General features: G+C 46.2%; 12 protein-coding genes and 1 pseudogene. 8 read left to right on the top strand and 5 right to left on the bottom strand.

All coding sequences use genetic code 11. From position 1 onward, the window contains the following. Positions 1-29: 29 nt before the first annotated feature. Together BUQ91_RS15950 and BUQ91_RS06980 are read left to right on the top strand one after the other, a co-directional pair. Positions 30-293 (top strand): annotated as a pseudogene (locus tag BUQ91_RS15950) (phosphatase PAP2 family protein); the annotation flags it as partial. A gap of 201 nt (positions 294-494) precedes the next feature. Then, positions 495-1,691 carry a PDDEXK nuclease domain-containing protein gene (locus BUQ91_RS06980; protein WP_083601199.1) on the top strand — a complete coding sequence of 399 codons (1,197 nt, stop codon included), beginning with the start codon at positions 495-497 and terminating at the stop codon, positions 1,689-1,691. A 21-nt stretch (positions 1,692-1,712) separates the two neighbouring features. On the opposite strand, the gene BUQ91_RS06975 is transcribed toward BUQ91_RS06980, so the two are convergent. Beyond that, entirely contained in the window at positions 1,713-2,585 is an 873-nt protein-coding gene (locus tag BUQ91_RS06975) for an arginase family protein (RefSeq protein WP_074208653.1), read from the bottom strand. Positions 2,586-2,748: 163 nt separating this feature from the next. Between BUQ91_RS06975 and BUQ91_RS06970 the strand changes: the two genes are divergently transcribed. Continuing rightward, entirely contained in the window at positions 2,749-3,243 is a 495-nt protein-coding gene (locus tag BUQ91_RS06970) for a nucleoside deaminase (protein WP_074208652.1), read from the top strand. A 12-nt stretch (positions 3,244-3,255) separates the two neighbouring features. Here the strand turns inward: BUQ91_RS06970 and BUQ91_RS06965 are convergent, their stop codons facing one another. The 4 genes from BUQ91_RS06965 to BUQ91_RS06950 form a co-directional block, all read right to left on the bottom strand. Then, the gene (locus BUQ91_RS06965) at positions 3,256-4,203 is read right to left on the bottom strand and encodes a radical SAM/SPASM domain-containing protein (RefSeq protein WP_074208948.1); all 948 of its coding nucleotides are present in this window, start codon (positions 4,201-4,203) and stop codon (positions 3,256-3,258) included. Positions 4,204-4,205: 2 nt separating this feature from the next. After that, a complete protein-coding gene (locus BUQ91_RS06960) occupies positions 4,206-5,228 on the bottom strand; it encodes a tRNA-dihydrouridine synthase family protein (RefSeq protein ID WP_074208651.1) in 1,023 nt (340 codons plus the stop codon). Positions 5,229-5,409: 181 nt separating this feature from the next. Further along, a complete protein-coding gene (gene rdgB, locus BUQ91_RS06955) occupies positions 5,410-6,036 on the bottom strand; it encodes an RdgB/HAM1 family non-canonical purine NTP pyrophosphatase (protein WP_072827087.1) in 627 nt (208 codons plus the stop codon). 38 nt (positions 6,037-6,074) lie between these two features. Beyond that, positions 6,075-6,266 (bottom strand): TM2 domain-containing protein, encoded by a 192-nt coding sequence (locus BUQ91_RS06950; protein ID WP_072827088.1) that lies wholly within the window; start codon positions 6,264-6,266, stop codon positions 6,075-6,077. 220 nt (positions 6,267-6,486) lie between these two features. On the opposite strand from BUQ91_RS06950, the gene BUQ91_RS06945 reads away from it, so the two are divergent. From BUQ91_RS06945 to BUQ91_RS06925, 5 genes are all read left to right on the top strand, one after another. Next, complete coding sequence (locus tag BUQ91_RS06945; protein ID WP_074208650.1) at positions 6,487-8,442, top strand: alginate O-acetyltransferase AlgX-related protein; 1,956 nt, start codon at positions 6,487-6,489, stop codon at positions 8,440-8,442. Positions 8,443-8,458: 16 nt separating this feature from the next. Then, positions 8,459-9,181, top strand: coding sequence for a transglutaminase family protein (locus BUQ91_RS06940; protein ID WP_074208649.1), 723 nt, complete (start codon positions 8,459-8,461; stop codon positions 9,179-9,181). A gap of 96 nt (positions 9,182-9,277) precedes the next feature. Beyond that, complete coding sequence (locus BUQ91_RS06935; RefSeq protein WP_074208648.1) at positions 9,278-12,124, top strand: TIGR02171 family lipoprotein; 2,847 nt, start codon at positions 9,278-9,280, stop codon at positions 12,122-12,124. Further along, on the top strand, positions 12,121-14,853 hold the full coding sequence (locus tag BUQ91_RS06930) for a TIGR02171 family lipoprotein (RefSeq protein WP_074208647.1): 2,733 nt from the start codon (positions 12,121-12,123) through the stop codon (positions 14,851-14,853). The genes BUQ91_RS06935 and BUQ91_RS06930 overlap by 4 nt, the downstream gene beginning before the upstream one ends. 23 nt (positions 14,854-14,876) lie before the next feature. Next, positions 14,877-17,621 carry a TIGR02171 family lipoprotein gene (locus tag BUQ91_RS06925; RefSeq protein WP_074208646.1) on the top strand — a complete coding sequence of 915 codons (2,745 nt, stop codon included), beginning with the start codon at positions 14,877-14,879 and terminating at the stop codon, positions 17,619-17,621. The last annotated feature ends 4 nt before the right edge of the window (positions 17,622-17,625 follow it).

Here is a 17,625-nt window from a genome sequence, read left to right as displayed (position 1 = left end):
AAAAAGAACATCGAAATACGGGGTCGTTTCCGTCGAGCCATACGGTTCGCGGGTGGGCGATGGCACTCTTGCTTGCCGAAATTAACCCTGCTGCTCAAGATGCATTGCTGAAGTTCGGCTACGAGTGGGGGCAAAGCCGCGTGATAGCTGGCTTCCATTGGCAAAGCGATGTAGATGCTTCAAAGTTGATAATTTCAGGATGCTATGCACGCTTGCATGCAGATGATTCTTTCAATGCTGATATGCGCAAGGCCCGTGCGGAATTTAAGAGACTTGTTGCTAAGAAAAGATGAATGACAATTTTGTGGTTTAGAATTTCTTGATTATGTAAAATTTTATTGCACCCCTAGCCAGATATTTTAATATTAGGTACATTAATGCATAACGTGTTTCTCTGTCGAATGGAGAAATGCGTTTTTTTATTCTGAAATTTTGGAATAAGGGAACGCCTCTAAAATCTAACAGCCGTAAAATGCGGCAAAATGGAGGCTGAAATGAAATCTAGAGAAATTAAGAAAAGAAAAACTGATAGCGAAAACTATATCGCTGATTTGCGGTCTATTGTTTCGACTGCTCGAAAAATGAGTTTTCGTGCAGCAAACTTGATGCAGGTGGCTTGTAACTGGCTACTAGGTTGGCGAATCGTGGAGCAAGAACAGCAAGGTAAAGCTAGGGCGGATTATGGGAAACGAATTATTGAAGAAGCTTCAGCTTCGTTAACCGAAAATTTTGGTAATGGTTTTTCTGAGACGCAACTTAGGAATTTTAGAAAATTTTATTGTTTGTTTAAATTTCTGCAAATTCAGCAGGCATTGCCTGCTGAATTTAAAAAAGAAATAGTAAAGATTCAGCAGGCTTTGCCTGCTAAATCCGTAAAATTAGGAAAAATGGAATCGCATGTTGCTGAATCTTCAATGATAGAACAGCCTTTGCTTCCTCAATTATCTTGGAGCCATTACGAAAGTCTGATGCGTGTGCCTGACCTTGATGCTCGTCAGTGGTATATGCAGGAAGCGGCTGCAGAACAATGGGATTATCGCACTTTAAAACGCAATATTGCCTCGCAATATTACTATCGCTTGATGCAAACACCGAAGGCTAAGAGAGTACTTGTTGTCAGGGAAATGAAGACTTTGACAGCCGATTATCAGAAAGATAGTTCTGAGTTTATTAAGAATCCATTGATTGTTGAGTTCTTGGGACTCAATCAGGATGCTGCATTGACTGAATCAACCCTGGAAAGTACAATTTTGAACCACTTACAGAAATTCCTAATGGAAATGGGGAAGGGATATGCCTTTGTTGGGCGCCAGCAGCATATCCATACAGACGAAGATGACTATTATATTGATTTGATATTCTATAACTACATTTTAAAGTGCTTTGTCTTGATTGACCTGAAAACCACAAAAATCTCGTACGAAGATGTTGGTCAAATGGATATGTATCTCAGGCTATATGACACCTATAAAAGGAATACGGGGGATAACCCGACTGTCGGTGTGATTCTTTGTTCAGAAACCAATGCTGATGTGGCAAGATTTTCAACGCTTGCAACAAATAAGCGTATGTACGCTGCCAAGTATTTGACATATTTGCCATCTAAGGAAGAACTTGCTCGTGAAATAGAAATGCAGAAGGTTCTCTATGAACACGAGCATTCAGAAAAAAAGGTAGAAACTGAAGGATAATCTCTTGATTTTACGCTTAGTTTAAATCTTCTTTAAAAACTCGACAAGTTCGCGGTTGAGCGAGTTGTTGAGCGTATCGGCTTCTTGGACGGTGTGGTGCTCGTCGCCTTCGAAATCGTGGGCGCATTCACCGCAGATGTCTACGCCGAGAATTTTACGACCTGTTACAAGGGCTGTGATGCAATCTTTGAGGGCGTCAAGTGTAAGCGAGCCTTGGTCCCAGTTTGTTGCTGCATAGGTGGGCGAGAGCGCGTCCTTGTCGATGGAAATGTAAAGATTAGACGAGAGGATGCTCGAAAACTCGCTACAGATTAAAGACGAGAGGGTGCTTAGTTCACTTTCTTTGATGAACGTAACTTTCTCTAAAATGTCCGCTTCACCGGATTGCGAAAGTTCTTCGCGAACGGTTTCGACGAGTTCGTCTTTGACTCCGATGATGATTGCGTTTTGAATAAACTTGTTATTGTCGAGGACTTCTTTGACCCAACCGCCACAACTTAAAATTCCGCCAAAGCGGGGCGGCTGCATATCGGGATGGTGGTCGAAGACGATGAGCGTGAATGGTTCTTGAACTCTGTCAGTCCAGAGCTTGCTCATGTAGTGGTAATTGCCGTTATCAAAGAAGTGAATACTTGGTTGCGGCGCAATGTCGTTTGTGGAATTGTCGCGATTCTCGATAATGCTGTCGCATTCACTTTTGCTGTTGCTTTCAGCGTTATCAATCAATTCATTGATTTCCTTGATGGCGTCATCGTCACAGTAGCAGTCGGTTCCTACGATTTTGGTGCAGTCTAGCCAGCGAATGTCCTTGCTTGTTTCTGCGGCGGCACGCAGTTCTTGCATAAAGGGTTGCTCGGCATAAACGCCCGTGAAGTCTTGAACCGTGATCATCATTGCCAAAAAATAGTTAAAAATCCGCTACCTTGGGCAAAAAAGGCGATGCCTGCTCGGTGGCTGGCATGACAGGGCGTGGTTTGAAAAATAGCGTGTTTTGAATTTTTCTTTTTGTTGTTTTTCTTTGAGTTTTTGATTATTTTAGGGAGGTAAAGGAGTTTTTATGCAAGAAGAATTGAAGAATATTACGGATGAAGACAAACGTTTTATGCAAATGGCGATTCAATTGTCTGTAGATAACGTTGACGAAGGTGGTGGCCCGTTTGGAGCCGTAATTGTCAAGGATGGTGAAGTTGTGGCGACGGGTACAAACCATGTGGTTCCGAATAACGATCCGACGGCTCATGCCGAGGTGACTGCAATTCGCAATGCTTGCGCAAAACTTGGAACGTTCAGCTTGGAAGGCTGTACGGTTTATACAAGTTGTGAACCTTGCCCGATGTGCCTAAGCGCGCTTTACTGGGCGCGTGTCAAGCGAATCTGCTACGCAAATACCAAGGCCGATGCCGCCGCTATTGACTTTGATGATTCCTTTATTTATGATCAACTCGATTTGCCGTACGAAAAACGTGCTATCAAGTGCGATCATTTTATGCGAAACGAGGCTCTTGTTGCTTTCAAAAAATGGGCGACAAGGACGGACAAAACCTGCTATTGATTTTGATGCCGCTTATTTAAACCGTTTGCAGAAATTGCAATTTTGACAGAAGGGATGGCGTAGTTCGTGCTGCGCAAATCCTTCGCGGATGTTGTGAGCTAGCGGACCTTCTAAAATTTCGGCAAGGCTTTGTTCACCAATGTGGCCGAGTGTAATTTGTCCGCTATGATCGAGGCAACAGGCGACCACACGGCCGTTATGAAGAATTGCCACATGCGTATCGAGCGCGCGACATGTGCCAACAGGATGATGAGGCCCTTCGGCAGGCTCAGGGACCTTGCTTGTTCTTTCGTCTGGCTTAGGCCATTCAAATCTTGTGTCTTCGTGCAGGTAGAGGCGACCGGTGATATTGAAACTTTTGTGGCGGCTGCAGAAATGCCCTGGTGTGACTTCGACACCGAATGTCTTGTGGATGCGCTTTAGCATGTAGCTGTTCCACGGCGTGACTTCGTCTGCGCCGACGTTCCACAAGCGTAAATTGATGTAGAGGTCGGGGCGCTCGACAATCGCGAGACTACAGAAATCTAGGACGTTTTGCAAATAACGCTCAGCACTTTCGCGGGGGAGCTCGGCGTAGGCGTGTGTTGAAAAGTTGACTTGGCGAACAGCGGGGCTTGTGAGAATTTGGCGGCCAGTGCGCTCAATGGTGGTTCCGTTTGTCGTGAGCGTTAGCTTTAATGGCGTTTGTTCTAACTTCTTGACGTAATGCGCAAAGCCGGGGTGGAGCGTGGGCTCCCCGAGAACGTGAAAGTATACGTTGGTGGCTCCGATTTCTTGAGCGGTAGCGATGCAATCCTCGAACATCTTGGAGTTCATGAACGCGCGATTTGCGGAAATCGACGAATTGTTTGCCGCAAATCTGTTGTCTGCAGTATTCGCGTTACTTGCGGTGGTTCCGCATGGGCAAAAGCTGCAATTCAGATTGCAAACGTTCGTGATTTCGATGTAGACGCTGTTCACAATCATCCCCTCATCTCGATAATTGCTTGTTGATATTCGCTGAGTTTGCCTGCTTTTTTGATTTTCTTGAATATCTTCTTGGAAATGCTGGGCTCGAGATATTCCCAAAAACTTTGAACGTGCGAGAGAATTTGGCTATCGCCTTGATACGTTTTGCAAGCGTTGTCGAAAATCGCTTGATGCATTTGAAAAAGTTTGTTTGTGAAATCTGTTTCACTTATGGCACAATTTTTGCGAACATCTTGAACATCTTGAACATCCTGAACATCGGCATTTTCGCGTTGTACTTTGTATTCAGCAGCTAGGCTAGGGCGTGCGAGCAACCCGCGGCCAATCATCACACCTGCGAGTTTGGGGTAGCGGCGCTCCATTTCGTAAATTTGCGAAATTGTTGTGATGTCGCCGTTGTAAACGAGCGGATGGCGGCATTCCTCATAAAATTTTTCAAATGATTTGAAATCAATTGCGCCTTTGTATTGCTGCTTGCCGAGTCGCGGGTGGAGCGTAATTTGTGTAAGCGGAGCTTCGTTTAGAATAGGGAGGAGCGCAAATGCTTCGCTAGGGGATTCTTGCCCGAGACGCATCTTCACGGAAATTTTTATCGGCGCAGTTTTTTTTGCATTTGCCTGTGCTGTTTCGTTTGTGGTGCTAGATAATTTCGCAATTTCGTCCATGATTTGTTGGACTGCTTGCACATCGCTTAAAATACCTGCACCACGATGGCGATTGACTTGCATCGGGAAGGGGCATCCCATGTTGAAGTCGATTTCCGTGTAGCCTTTGGCGATTAGTACGTCTGCGAGAATTTTAAATTCGCTTACGCTGTTTGCAATAATCTGCGGAATCTCGCGCGCATTCCCATCAAACGAATTTAAATCTCGCAAGTCCTTTTCGCGCGGCTTTCCGTTCTCGATTCGCAAGAATGGAGCGTAATAAGCATCAACACCGCCAAAGATTTCAGCGTGGGCTTTTCGATAAATGCCCGTCGTGTAACCTTGTAGCGGTGCGAATAGAACTTTTAGCATGGCGCGATTTTTGCGGACCTTGTTTTTTACAAATGCAATAGTAAATGTATTAATCTTTTTTCAACTAAGAATGGCGATGCCGTCCCCATACGCGGATCATGACCACGTAAGAACTAAAGTTCTAAGTGGTCAAAGAGAACGGAGTCCGGCATGACAATTGAAAAAATGTGGATTATGCTTTTTATTTCCCGAGGGCTTTCTTCAATGCTCTAATTGCATTACCGCGATGGCTGATGACTTTCTTTTCTTCAAGTTCCATCTGCGCGAACGTTCTGGTTTCACCATCCGGGACAAAAAGCGGATCGTAGCCAAAGCCCATGTCGCCAACGGGTGCATGGTTGATTTCGCCGCGGCATTCGCCTTCGAAAATAATCGGCTTGCTGATGACAAATTCACCATTCTCGTTCTTCGTGACGGTCTGGTACGAGAGCGCGCAGAAGTAGCGGGCCTTGCGGTCTTCGATGCCTTCGAGCTTTTGCATCAACTTGACGTTGTTGGCTTCGTCATCGCCGTGCTTTCCGCAGTAGCGGGCGCTGTAAATGCCCGGTTCGCCGTTCAGTGCGAAAACTTCAAGACCAGAGTCGTCGGCGAGAACTGTTGCTTCGATGTTGCGCTTGGCGAGCCATTGAGCCGTTGTGTTCGACTTGATGATGGCGTTCTCGGCAAAGGTATTGCCGTCTTCGATAATGTCTTCGTCGAAACCGATATCTTTTAATGTCTTGAATTCGTAATGGTCGGTTCCCAAAATGTGGGCGAAGTCTCTAATTTTTCCGGCACTACCGGTCGCGATAACAAATAAACGTTTCATATTAATCTAATAACTACTGACTATTGACTAATAACTAATTAGTAATGTTCCGGTTTCAAAACAATCAAAATGGCATCGACAATGACTCCAACGCCAAATAGTCCTGCGGTGCAAAGCCACAAGATTCCGGTCCAAATTTTACCTTCGTAAAAACGGTGCATGCCCAGGTATCCGAGCAGAATACAGAGGGCGAGAGCAATCCACTTATTGTGTTCACCTGTAGACGGCATAAAGACTCCTTGTTTTTTTATGATATATAATTTAGAAAATATGGGGATTACAAGACCGCAAAATTTTTTTCGAAGTCAATCCATTTGCGTTGCAAAAAGATCAATTAGCCAATAGCAGAAAATCAACAAATAACTAACGACTAGTAACTAGTAACAAGTAACTATTGACTAACATCCAATAACTAATAGCTAAACATTTATTATAATTCCTTACGTGAAAATGAAAAAAATATCTACATCCGTTCTTTGCTTTGCTGGGCTTTCGGCCGGCATGCTCCTTGCGGCCTCTTGTGCTGCACCGTCTGTCAATCCTTCTGTGCAGGCTGCTGAATCTGTAGCCCCGGCAGTACACATTCCGACTTATGCGGCTCCAGTAACCGTATTCGAAATGCGTGTGCTCGACAGGGATAAACAGGTACGCGTCGTCGAAAAGCCGACACTTGCGGCTCTTGATTTCGCGGCGTATTTTTCGAACCCTATCCGCATGGCGGGTATGGATGAAAAACCTGAAAATTACACGGGCAAGAACGCGAATGCAAAACTTGCTGATTATCCGTTCCCTATGCTCGATTCAATTTCGGAATACGAGCCTGAGGCTGTCGCGGGTGTAGCTCCGATTGCATGGGAACCGTTTGCAAAGATTCTCTATGCGCAAACGGGGGATGACTCGCTTGCAAAGTCCTTGAACGAAGTCGAAGCGGTTAAATGGGATGAGCCCGATGTGTTCCGTGCTTTCCAGACGGTGAGCCGTTTGTGGGGTGTGCCCGGAACGGGTGATAATCAGGGCAAAATCGAATGGTGGGTCGAAGTGATGCCTGCTGTTTGGACTGGCCGCGCTCCGTTCTACGGAAAACTCAAGTTTGTTTCGGGTGGCGAATCGGCTGAGGTCTTGAATTATTACATGACTGCCGAAATGAATAGCGAAGAAGCGATGAACTGGGCTCGCACGCTTTCATCGTATTGGTACCCGACTTTGAATACCGATTTGGAACAACATACTCCAGGCGCTATTTGGGAAAATTCCCGTGCAAATCGTCCATTTGCCGTGATGCGCGGTAACCCGATGGGTAGCCCGATGTGGGTTGCTTTTGAAGTGCCTGCATTCCGCTTGACGGATGAACAGTTGCGTGCTGCCGTTGTTGCAGATTCTTTGGCTGCTGCAGGTGAAGTTGTACCTGTAAACCTTACGCTTGATACGAGTTCCTATGCCCGTTTGGAAACGCTTGCATCGCTTGAAAATAGTTGCCCTGCAACGCCTGCAACCAAGAAGTTCCGCGAAGCGTTAAAGAAAAAACTTGCAAAACTCCCGAAGGAACAGAATGCCTGGTCTGACAACGGCATGCTTTGGTTCCGCCGTAATGCAAACTACCTCGTTGCGGATAAAATTAGCGGTCAGGATAGCCTTCACAACCCGCTCCCGCGAATGGTTGAACTCAAGCAGTATCTGGATTCGATGAACGTTCAGCTCTTGGTCGTGCCGATTCCTGTAAAAGAAGAAATTTATGCGGACAAACTTGTGCAGGGGACTCCTGCAGATTTGTGCGTGAATGTGAACGGTCGTGAATTTATCCGCGAAATGCTTGCTGCTGGCATTGATGTGTTGGACCTTTACCCGTTATTGATGGTTGCACGCATGGGCGATGAACCGCCTCATTACAGCTACCAGCGTTACGATACGCATTGGGCGTTGCCGGGTATGCTTGCCGCGATGGAACTGCTTGCAACTCGCGTGACGCAGTACAGCTGGTATGCTGATGCGAACCCGCAACCGGGTAGCCTTGTGATGAAGGATACGGTCGTGCTCCGCGAAGGCGATTTGGTCGCTCACTTGGCCGATAAGGAAAAGTCTAAATATCCGGCTGACACTCTTGCTGGAATGAAAATCTACAAGGGCGACAAGCCGTACAAGGGCGGCAAAAATGCACCGATTCTTTTGATGGGCGATTCGTTCACGGGCGTGTTTGAATCTGTGGACCAGAAGAGCGGTGGCCCGGGTTCCTTGCTTGCGTATGCAACAGGGCTCGATGTGCAAGTGCTTACGAGCTGGGGCGGCGGCCCTGGTGTCCGTGCCCGCTTAAAGAAAATGAAGAAGGACATGCTAAGCAAGCGTCTTGTGATTTACATGATGACTGCTCGCGACTTCTGGCAAAGCCCGATGGAATGGGACGGACTGTAGCGTCTTCGGCGCATTTATGCTCGCGCGTTTCTTCTGGCCTTTGTTCCTTGCGGCGTTCGTGATTGCGCTTTCGCTTCTGCTTTGGAGCGGACGTTTCGATAAAATGAGCTATCGCGAAATGGCGTGCGTTTTCGAAGAGCGTGCGCCTTCTTGCTTGGATTCCGTCAGTGATTGGAGTAAGGGCCTTGCATTTTTTGATAGCAGTGTTGCCGCTTCCCGCGATACGTTGGGTTCCCTCAAAAAATTGCTATGGGAATTCTGGAATATCGAATTTGCAGGGGCAGGCGAGGCTGCTATTGCAAAAGAGTCTGTGCTCCCGCTTCGCGTTCTCGAAAATCAAAAATCCGGTTGCATGGGGCTTTCGTGGCTTGCGCTCATGGTGGCGGAATCGCGCGGCTTGCATCTCGACGCCATTCTCCTCCCGGGGCATGTTTTTTTACGCTATCATTTTGCGGATAGTTTGGTGAATTTGGAGCCGAATCTCCGAGGGTATTCGTACACAGATGCGGAATATCGCGAAAAATACAAGGATGGGCGATGGACCGGTCTTGAATTTAAACCGCTCGAAGCGCGACAGTTCGTAGGTCTTGCGGCTTTTGATATCGGCAATCTCTACCTCGAAACAGACATTCCGCGCGCGCTCACGTGGTACCGCATGGCAGAAGAATTTTTCCCCGAATATCCGGGAATTGATGCAAATCAAACTATAGCGAAAAATAGATTGCCAAATCCATTTTGATTACTTATTTTAATTGATGAAAGGCTGTTTTTAAGGGGAAAACGGCTAGAGAACGAGTGGTTTGGGTTAGCCTAAAAAGCTATTTTTAAGGAGAAAATGTCTAAGTATTTTGCACATCCTTTTTTCCTTGAAAAGGTACTTTTTTTAGTACCGTTTTTGCTCGTTCTTGCTGGTTGTGACACTTTTTATGGTGATCACGTTTGGCTCAATGCTCCTGTAGAAAATGATAATGTCCATGACGGATTGATTGTTATCAAAGCCTCGAAGGTCAGAAATTCGAGCGGCGGAACGCTTTCGTATTTGGGCACGTATGCTTCGGCAGCAAAGGCGAGTGAACGCCCGCAGTTGCGTGCTGCTTTGAATTATGATTTTTCCATGGGCATGCACGAGGTTACTTGTGCCGAGTTCAAGTCTATTATGGGGACTACTTTTGATGAACGTTGCAATGGCGAAAATTCAGATTTGTTGCCTGTGACAAAAGTGACCTATTACGATGCTGTGCTGTTTTCGAACGAACGTAGCAAGCGCGAAGGCTACGATACCGCTTACACTTACTCCTCGACTGCTTTTGATGCCAACGGGAATTGCATCTCAATGGAAGGGCTTGTTTTTCACCCCGAAGTGGATGCTTACCGTTTGCCGACCGAAGCGGAATGGTTGATGGCTGCCGATCGTGACTGGAACCCCTCCGGTGAATGGAATGCCCAGAATTCTGGGTTTGAACCGCAAAAAGTATGCTCGTACCCACGCCTTCGTGGAGATTTCTGCGATATGGGCGGAAACGTAAAGGAATGGGTTTCTGATTGGCTTGGCTATTTCAAGGATACGACGATTACGAATTACGTGGGTGGCCCTGATGGCGGCGTTCTTGGCGAACGTGTTATTAAGGGCGGGAGCTACCGCAATGAACCGTCGGCAATAAAACTCTACAATCGCGGTGATGTCTATATCGTGACGTCGGCTGCAAAGTCGGAGTATTTGGGGTTCCGTATTGCGTTTGGAAAAATTGCGAATGCGGTGTGGATGGGGCGCGACGGCAAGGCGCGTGATAGCCGAATCATCCCGATGGCAAGTGCTACGCTTATCAAGGATAATCTGGGAACGTACCGTACAAAGCTCGTGTTCCGTAACGATGTGTCTGGCAACTTGGCGTTTGTCGATTATGTCAACGGAACGCTTTCGGTTACTGAAATTTCTGATACGATTGATTCTTACCATCCCGATATTTCTCCGGATGGAAGGCTTGTCGTGTTCTGCACGGGAATGGAAGGTGTCTCGGGAAAATCCGAGGCTTATATCCGTGCGCTTTCGACTGTTTATGCAAAGCCTTTGAAAGTCAATGTGAAAGGGAATGTTTCTATCCCGCGTTGGCGAGTGCTTGAAAATGGCGATACGGTGATTGTCTATGTGTCCGATGCCGGAAACAATAAGGATGAATCCTCGTTCAAGTCGAAGAGTACTTGGCAGGTGAAGTATGCCAATGGTCGTTTCGGAACTCCGCAAAAACTTTTTGATGGTGCGTACCATGGCGGGATTTCTGGCGATAATAAACTTGCCGTGACGGGCGCGCGGTTGCTGCGTGCGCGTATTGCTGGTGCAAATGGATCGCTTGCGAATGGTCGCGATACGGTGTGGTATAACGGGGAACAGGCTTGCAATGTGTCGCTTGCCAATGATGGTACCAAACGCGTCTCGTTCCTCGATTTTGGCGGTAAGACCGGTGCCGATTTTGTGGGGGAAAGCTACGGAACGCATGAACGTTTGCTGATTGCCGATAGCACAGGTAAACTGATTAAGACGATTGCGGCTCCGGTTGGCTATAGCTTTGACCATGCGGAATGGGTTTTGAATTATACAAGTCCGGAGCCTAATGGCGGCTTTATCGTCGCAACGCTTACGAATGCCAATGGTGCCCATGCAAAAGTGGTCCTTATAAATGTGGGCGATGGAACCGTGACTGATTTGGTGGAGGGCGATGAACTTTGGCACCCGAGTGTCTGGAGCCAAAAGGTTTATGTTCCCGAAAAGAGTAAACTTGATCCTGATAGTGCAGGCGTTTATTTGCGCCCTTCGGACAAGTGGGAATCTGTTATCATGCGCTACAAGATGAACCTTCTTTGGAAGTATCGCGATTCTGCGAACGTGGTTATCTTGGGCTCGTCGCGACCGATGTTTGGCGTAACGCCTTCGCTGTTTGACAAGCGATTCTTTGCCGTGAATTTTGGACAAACGCCCAATTCCATTTACATGTCCCGAGATTTCTTGGACCGCTATATTTTGAAGCACATGAAGAATCTCAAGTATATTGTTGTTTCGCTTGATATTGATTTTTGGCATAAAGTAGATGGCCCTGATGGCGATAACTTTTTCTATACGGATTTCTTGAATTATCCTGGCTACATCTATGATGCAAATCATGATTACTGGAGCGATGGCTATCCGGAAGGCTTGTTGGAATATACCGAAAGTGCTGTGGGCTCGTCGGATGAAAGCCATTACATGAAAGATCGTGGCCGCTATGCGAATGCGATTTGCCATTCGTGGCGTGATGAACCTGAAATTGAACAGGATAGCAGCTATCTCGATGAACATAGGAATTTGATTGACGATAGCAAGGCCGCTCTTGTATCCATTATCAAGGCTGCTGCAAAGAAAAATATCCGTGTTGTGGGCCTTATTTTCCCGCAGAGCCCGGGCTATGCGAAAACGGGTGCGTTTGGACGTTATGGCTTGCGCCGCAGTTCTGCGAAAAAGTTGATTAGCGAACTCGAATCGCTGAATAAAGAATACCCGAATTTTGTTGTGATGGATGAAAATAAAATGGGTGAACATGATTACACGAACTTAATGGCCGTAGATGAAGACCATTTGTGCTATGGCGGTAGTGTCATGTTGACTTCTCGGCTGAATAACCTGTTGTTGTCCTGGGAGAGTAAAAAATGAGGTACTTTAGTTTTTTCATGTTCATTTTTGCACTGTTAAGCGCATGTAGCGATAACAGTGGTTCTCCCGTGAACGATGAACCTGAAAAAAATATTGTGCCAATCAAAGGTTTTGTCTTTGTCGATGCTCATGGGCAATCCACCTTCTTGGGTACCGATGTGAGTGGAGCCCGTCAGAGCGATATGCCTCAGATGGAATCATTTTTTACGTATGACTTTTACATTGGCGAACATGAGGTCACTTGCGGTGAATATAATGCCTTGCGTAAGGATGCTGCTGCCAAGTGCGAAGGCTTGTATGGCGATAACAGCCCTATAACGAATGTGACGTTCTACGATGCTGTACTTTATGCGAATGCCAAAAGTAAGCAGGATTTACTCGATACCGTTTATACGTACACCAGTGCATCTTTTGACGCGTCGGGGAGTTGTGACAACTTAACGGGTCTTGTATTCCATGAAAATGTAAAGGGATACCGCTTGCCGACCGAAGCCGAATGGGTTTATGTGGCAAGTCAAGGCTGGAATCCTGAAAAGGGTTGGAATAGCATCAATTCTGAATACAAGTTCCACGACGTGGGTACATCTCCTGCAAATGAAATTGGCGTTTATGACATGGCGGGGAATGTCCTGGAATGGGTCAATGACTGGCTCACGTATTTTAAGAAGGAACCTGTAACGAATTTTGTCGGTGGAGCCGATGAAGGTAGCCTTGGTGAACGTGTTGTAAAAGGCGGAAGCTATAGAAACGAACCTTCTACAACGAACTTGCATAGTCGTGGCGATGTCTATACGGTCATATCTTCGACAAAGGGCGATTATCTCGGCTTTAGGCTTGCTTTGGGAGCAATTCCCAATCCGACTTGGCTCGATGAAAACGGCTCTGTTAAGGAATCCGTTGTAAAATCGCAAGTGGCTATTTTTGAAATGAAGCGAATTACGGGAACATTTGAATCGAAACTTGTGTTCCGTAATGACCTTGCAAGTAACTTGTCCTTTATTGATTTTGGAAGTGGTGTTATTTCTGTTGTCGAAATTGACGATACGCAGAAAGCTTACCACCCGGATGTTTCACCGGATGGAAAACGCGTTGCTTACAGCACGGGCGTCGAAGGCATGAATGGACCGTCGAGTGTATATGTGCGAAACCTTGATGCTAAAGGTTCTGACTTGGTCAAGTTGGAAGTTGAAAATGCGGCCATTCCGCGTTGGACTCTTTTAGAAAATGGCGATACGGCAATCGTTTATGTGTCGAGTGCTGCAAATAATAAGGATGATGCCACTTTTGCAACAATGAGCACTTGGAAGGTCCCGTTCAATAATGGAAAATTCGGAAAGCCCCAAAAGCTGTTTGATGGAGCCTATCACGGTGGCGTGAGTTTGACAAAGCAAATTGCGGTTTCTGGTGCTAGGCTTTTGCGTGCGCGTGTTGCCCCGAGAGGAAAGACTGTGTTCAATGGAATTGATACGGTTTGGTATGGCGGTGAACAGGCTTGCAATGTGTCTCTTGCTAACGATGGTAGCGATAGAACCGTGTTTCTCGATTTTGGCGGCAAGACTGGAGCAGAATTTGTGGGGCAGTCTTATCGCACTCATGAACGTCTCCTCGTTGCCGATGTAAAGGGCAACCTTATTCAGAGTGTTGCTGCCCCGAAAGGCTATACGTTTGATCATACGGAATGGGTCTTGGGCGGTACAAACTATGTTGTCGCGACACTTGCAAATGCGAGTGGCGCTCATGAAAAGATTGTGTTGATTAACTTGTCGGACAATTCTGTGAAAACGCTTGTCGAGGGCGAAGAACTTTGGCATCCGTGCTTGTGGCATTCCAAAAACAATTACAGCAGCGAAGAACTTGATACAGATAGTGCCGGCGTTTATTATTTGTCGAGCGCTTATTACAGTGCCTTGGAACTTCGCGTGAAAATGCAGCGCTTCTGGGAAGAACGTGATAGCATTACCGCTGTTGCTCTTGGTTCTTCGCGTACAATGTTTGCCTTGCATGACAAAAGCATCAAGTCGCATCACATGTTGAATATGGCTTATTCTGCAGGGCAGATGACAGGAATGTCTTACCTGTTTATCCATTATGTATTGAACCATCTCAAGAATTTAAAAGTTCTCGTTCTTGAAATGTCTCCAGACTTCTTGTGGTATGATGGTTTTTCGACTTGGATCAATGTTATTTACAATAAAGTGCCTGGATTCAAGTACGATGAAAATCATGAATTCTGGGTCAACGGTTTGCCGGAACATTTTGTCGATGCCGTGAAGGTGACTCCGCGTCCTGAAACGGCACTCCAACATCCCTATACGCTAGAAGACTTCTTGCTGCCGGATAATAGTTGGGGATTCCCTGTATTCCTGAAGGATTCTACGGATTCTCCAAAGAATTCACCGGTCTTTGAAGAAAATTACCTGTACTTTAAGTATGTCATCAAGGTTGCACGTACATTGGGAATAAAGGTTGTTGTGACTGTATATCCGCAACATCCGGGCTACGCCGAAACTGGGTCGTTTGGCGTTTATGGCCCCAAACGCAGCTATGCCATGGACATTATTGATTCTGTAAAGGCAATGGATGTCATTTTGTTTGATGAAAATAAATTTGGCGCGCACGATTACACGAACGAAATGGCGTATAACGTCGATCATTTGAGTACGTTGGGCGCAAAACAATTTACAAGAAGGCTAGATTCATTATTGTCTGAATTAAAATTAGATAAGTAAATATTTTAGCAAGGGGAGCAAGTATGAGATGTTTTCTTATTCTTTTAATTGCGTTTTTATGCGCATGTACTGAATCCAATCATGCATCTTGGCAAGATGGGCCAGATGTAAATATTGCGGTAGATTCCCTATCTGGAATGTTGCGCATTTCAAGTAAGGGTGCTGTTCGCTTGGGAACGAATGATGCATCCGCAAAATCGAATGAACGCCCGCAAATGAGGGTCGAATTGGACTACGATTTTTCGATAGGCCGTTATGAAGTTCGTTGCGATGAATTTAATGCTTTGATGAAGCCCGCAATTGGCCTTACCTTGAAATGCCTTTATGGAAAAAATCCTGCGACGGATTTGACTTACTATGATGCGGTGCTTTTTGCAAATGAACGTAGCAAGTCCGAAGGATTCGATACGGCCTACACTTATGCCAATGCGCAATTCGATGCAGAAAATCATTGCACCAATTTGGAAGGCTTTGTTTTCCACCCCGAAAAGAAAGCTTATCGTTTGCCGACCGAAGCTGAATGGGTGCTTGTCGCAGGCGCAAACTGGAATACGGCGGAAGGCTGGGTTGCTGAAAATTCGGATTACCAACTCCATGAAGTCTGTTCCCGAACGAATAATACGGCAAGAGTTTGTGATATGATTGGAAATGCAATGGAGTGGGTGAATGATTGGAATGGAAATTTCCGTGATACTGTTTTGACGAATTATGTTGGCGCTCCTGATGGCGGCACCTTGGGACTTCGAGTTGTCAAAGGCGGTTGCTTCCGTAATTCTGTGAAAACCATTAATTCGTACAATCGCGGCGATGTTTATACCGTGACTTCGGCGACTCGAGCTGATTACGTCGGTTTCCGTCTTGCTTTCGGTGAAATTCCGAATCCTGTTTGGATGGGCTCTAATGGTAATGCGGCCTCGAGTAGAATTACCGCGCTTGCAAATGCTTCGCTTTTGCGTTCCTTGATTGGTACATCCAAGGCGAAACTTGCATTCCGCAATGATGTTACTGGAAATTTGGCCTATATCGATTTTTCTAGCGCGGTCCCTTCTGTAATCGAAATTGAAGATACGCTTGAAATGTACCATCCCGAAATTTCGCCAGATGGTAAACGTGTGGCGTTCTGTACAAAAATTGAAGGTATTGCAGGAACATCAGAAGTTTATGTCCGCGATTTGAATGCAAAAGGTTCGAATCTGGTGAAATTGAATGTGCCGAGTGCGGCAATTCCTCGCTGGCGCGTTCTTCCCAATGGTGATACTGTCATTGTTTATGTAACGGATGTCGGGAACAATAAGGATGATGCTGTGTTTATGACAAATTCGACATGGCAAGTGAAATTTGCAAATGGTCAGTTCGGCATGCCGGAAAAGTTAATGGATGGCGCTTTCCATGGCGGAATCAGCGAAGATAATATGCTTGCTGTCACGGGCGCTCGACTTTTGCGTGCGCATATTGCACTGAATGGGCAATCACCTGCGATTGGAACGAATGTAGTCTGGTATGGCGGTGAACAGGCTTGCAATGCTTCGCTTGCCAAGGATAGCAGTAAGCGGACTTTATTCCTTGATTTTGGCGGAGTCACGGGGCAAACTTTTGCGGGTACAAGTTACATAACGCATGAACGTTTGTTGGTTGCCGATTCGAGCGGAAACTTGGTTCACTCTGTGGGGGCTCCGAGCGGCTTTACATTTGATCATAGCGAATGGGCTTCTGGAATAGGCAACATTGCTGTTGCAACGCTTACGAATGTGAATGGTGCCCATCCGAAAATCGTTATGGTTAATTTGCTGGATGATAGTGTCATTGACCTTGTGGAAGGTGATGAATTGTGGCACCCGAGTTTATGGGTGAAAAAAGGAATGAATGTGGGGGACGATATCGTCATCGACCTTGATAGCGCCGGAGTCTACTTTAAGGATGGACAGGACTGGGCGCACGTATCGCTTGGCTATAAAATGTCGATGCTCTGGAAGTATAAAGATGATATTGAAATCTTGTGTGTAGGGAGCTCTAGAACCGAAAACAGCCTTATGGTAACGGCTCTTACTTCGGGTTTTGCACTGAATACGGGGCATTCGGGTAACGACATGAACGCATCCCTGTATGTTGCCGAAAATTATGGGCTGAATCATTTGTCGAAACTGAAATTTATTGTAGTTTCTATTGATTTGGATCTTTGGCACAATTCGTCGGAATATACGGAAATTTTGATGGCGAATACGCCGGGCTTTGTGTATGATGCAAACCACGGTTTTTGGGTGTCGGGTATTCCGGATTGGTTCTTGGATGCTGTGGAAGAATCGTCCCAGTATTCAGAAATTGCAAGAACGATTTATGAACCGACTCGAGGATTTTTCAGTGATAACGGCGTTGCCTGGGGCCCTGCTACGGTAGAATTCGATTCTAGCTGGGGTGGCGCTACGGGCGATGCGAAGATTAAGTGGAATTTGGAACGCATCAAAAACTTTATAATCAAGACGGCCCCTTTGGGTGTTAAGGTTGTCGGCGTTGTGTTCCCGCAGAATCCTGGGTATCGTGAAACCGGTGCTTGGGGCCGTTATGGTCCGCGCCGTTCTAAAGCGATGGCTGTTTTGGATTCTCTGAACAGGTACCAAAGCGAATATCCGCATTTCCGCTTGTTGGATGAAAATAAAAACGGATATCATGACTATGGCGATGAATGTGCTTTGAATACGGACCATCTTAGTATTCAGGGCGCAAGTAAGGTAACATTACGCTTGGATTCGCTTTTACGGACGATGAAATAATTTG

The sequence above is a fragment of the Fibrobacter sp. UWB11 genome (assembly GCF_900143015.1).
Lineage (GTDB): Bacteria > Fibrobacterota > Fibrobacteria > Fibrobacterales > Fibrobacteraceae > Fibrobacter.
The sequence above is the reverse complement of the archived record's forward strand: the minus strand, read 5'-3'. Positions and strand labels throughout refer to the sequence as shown.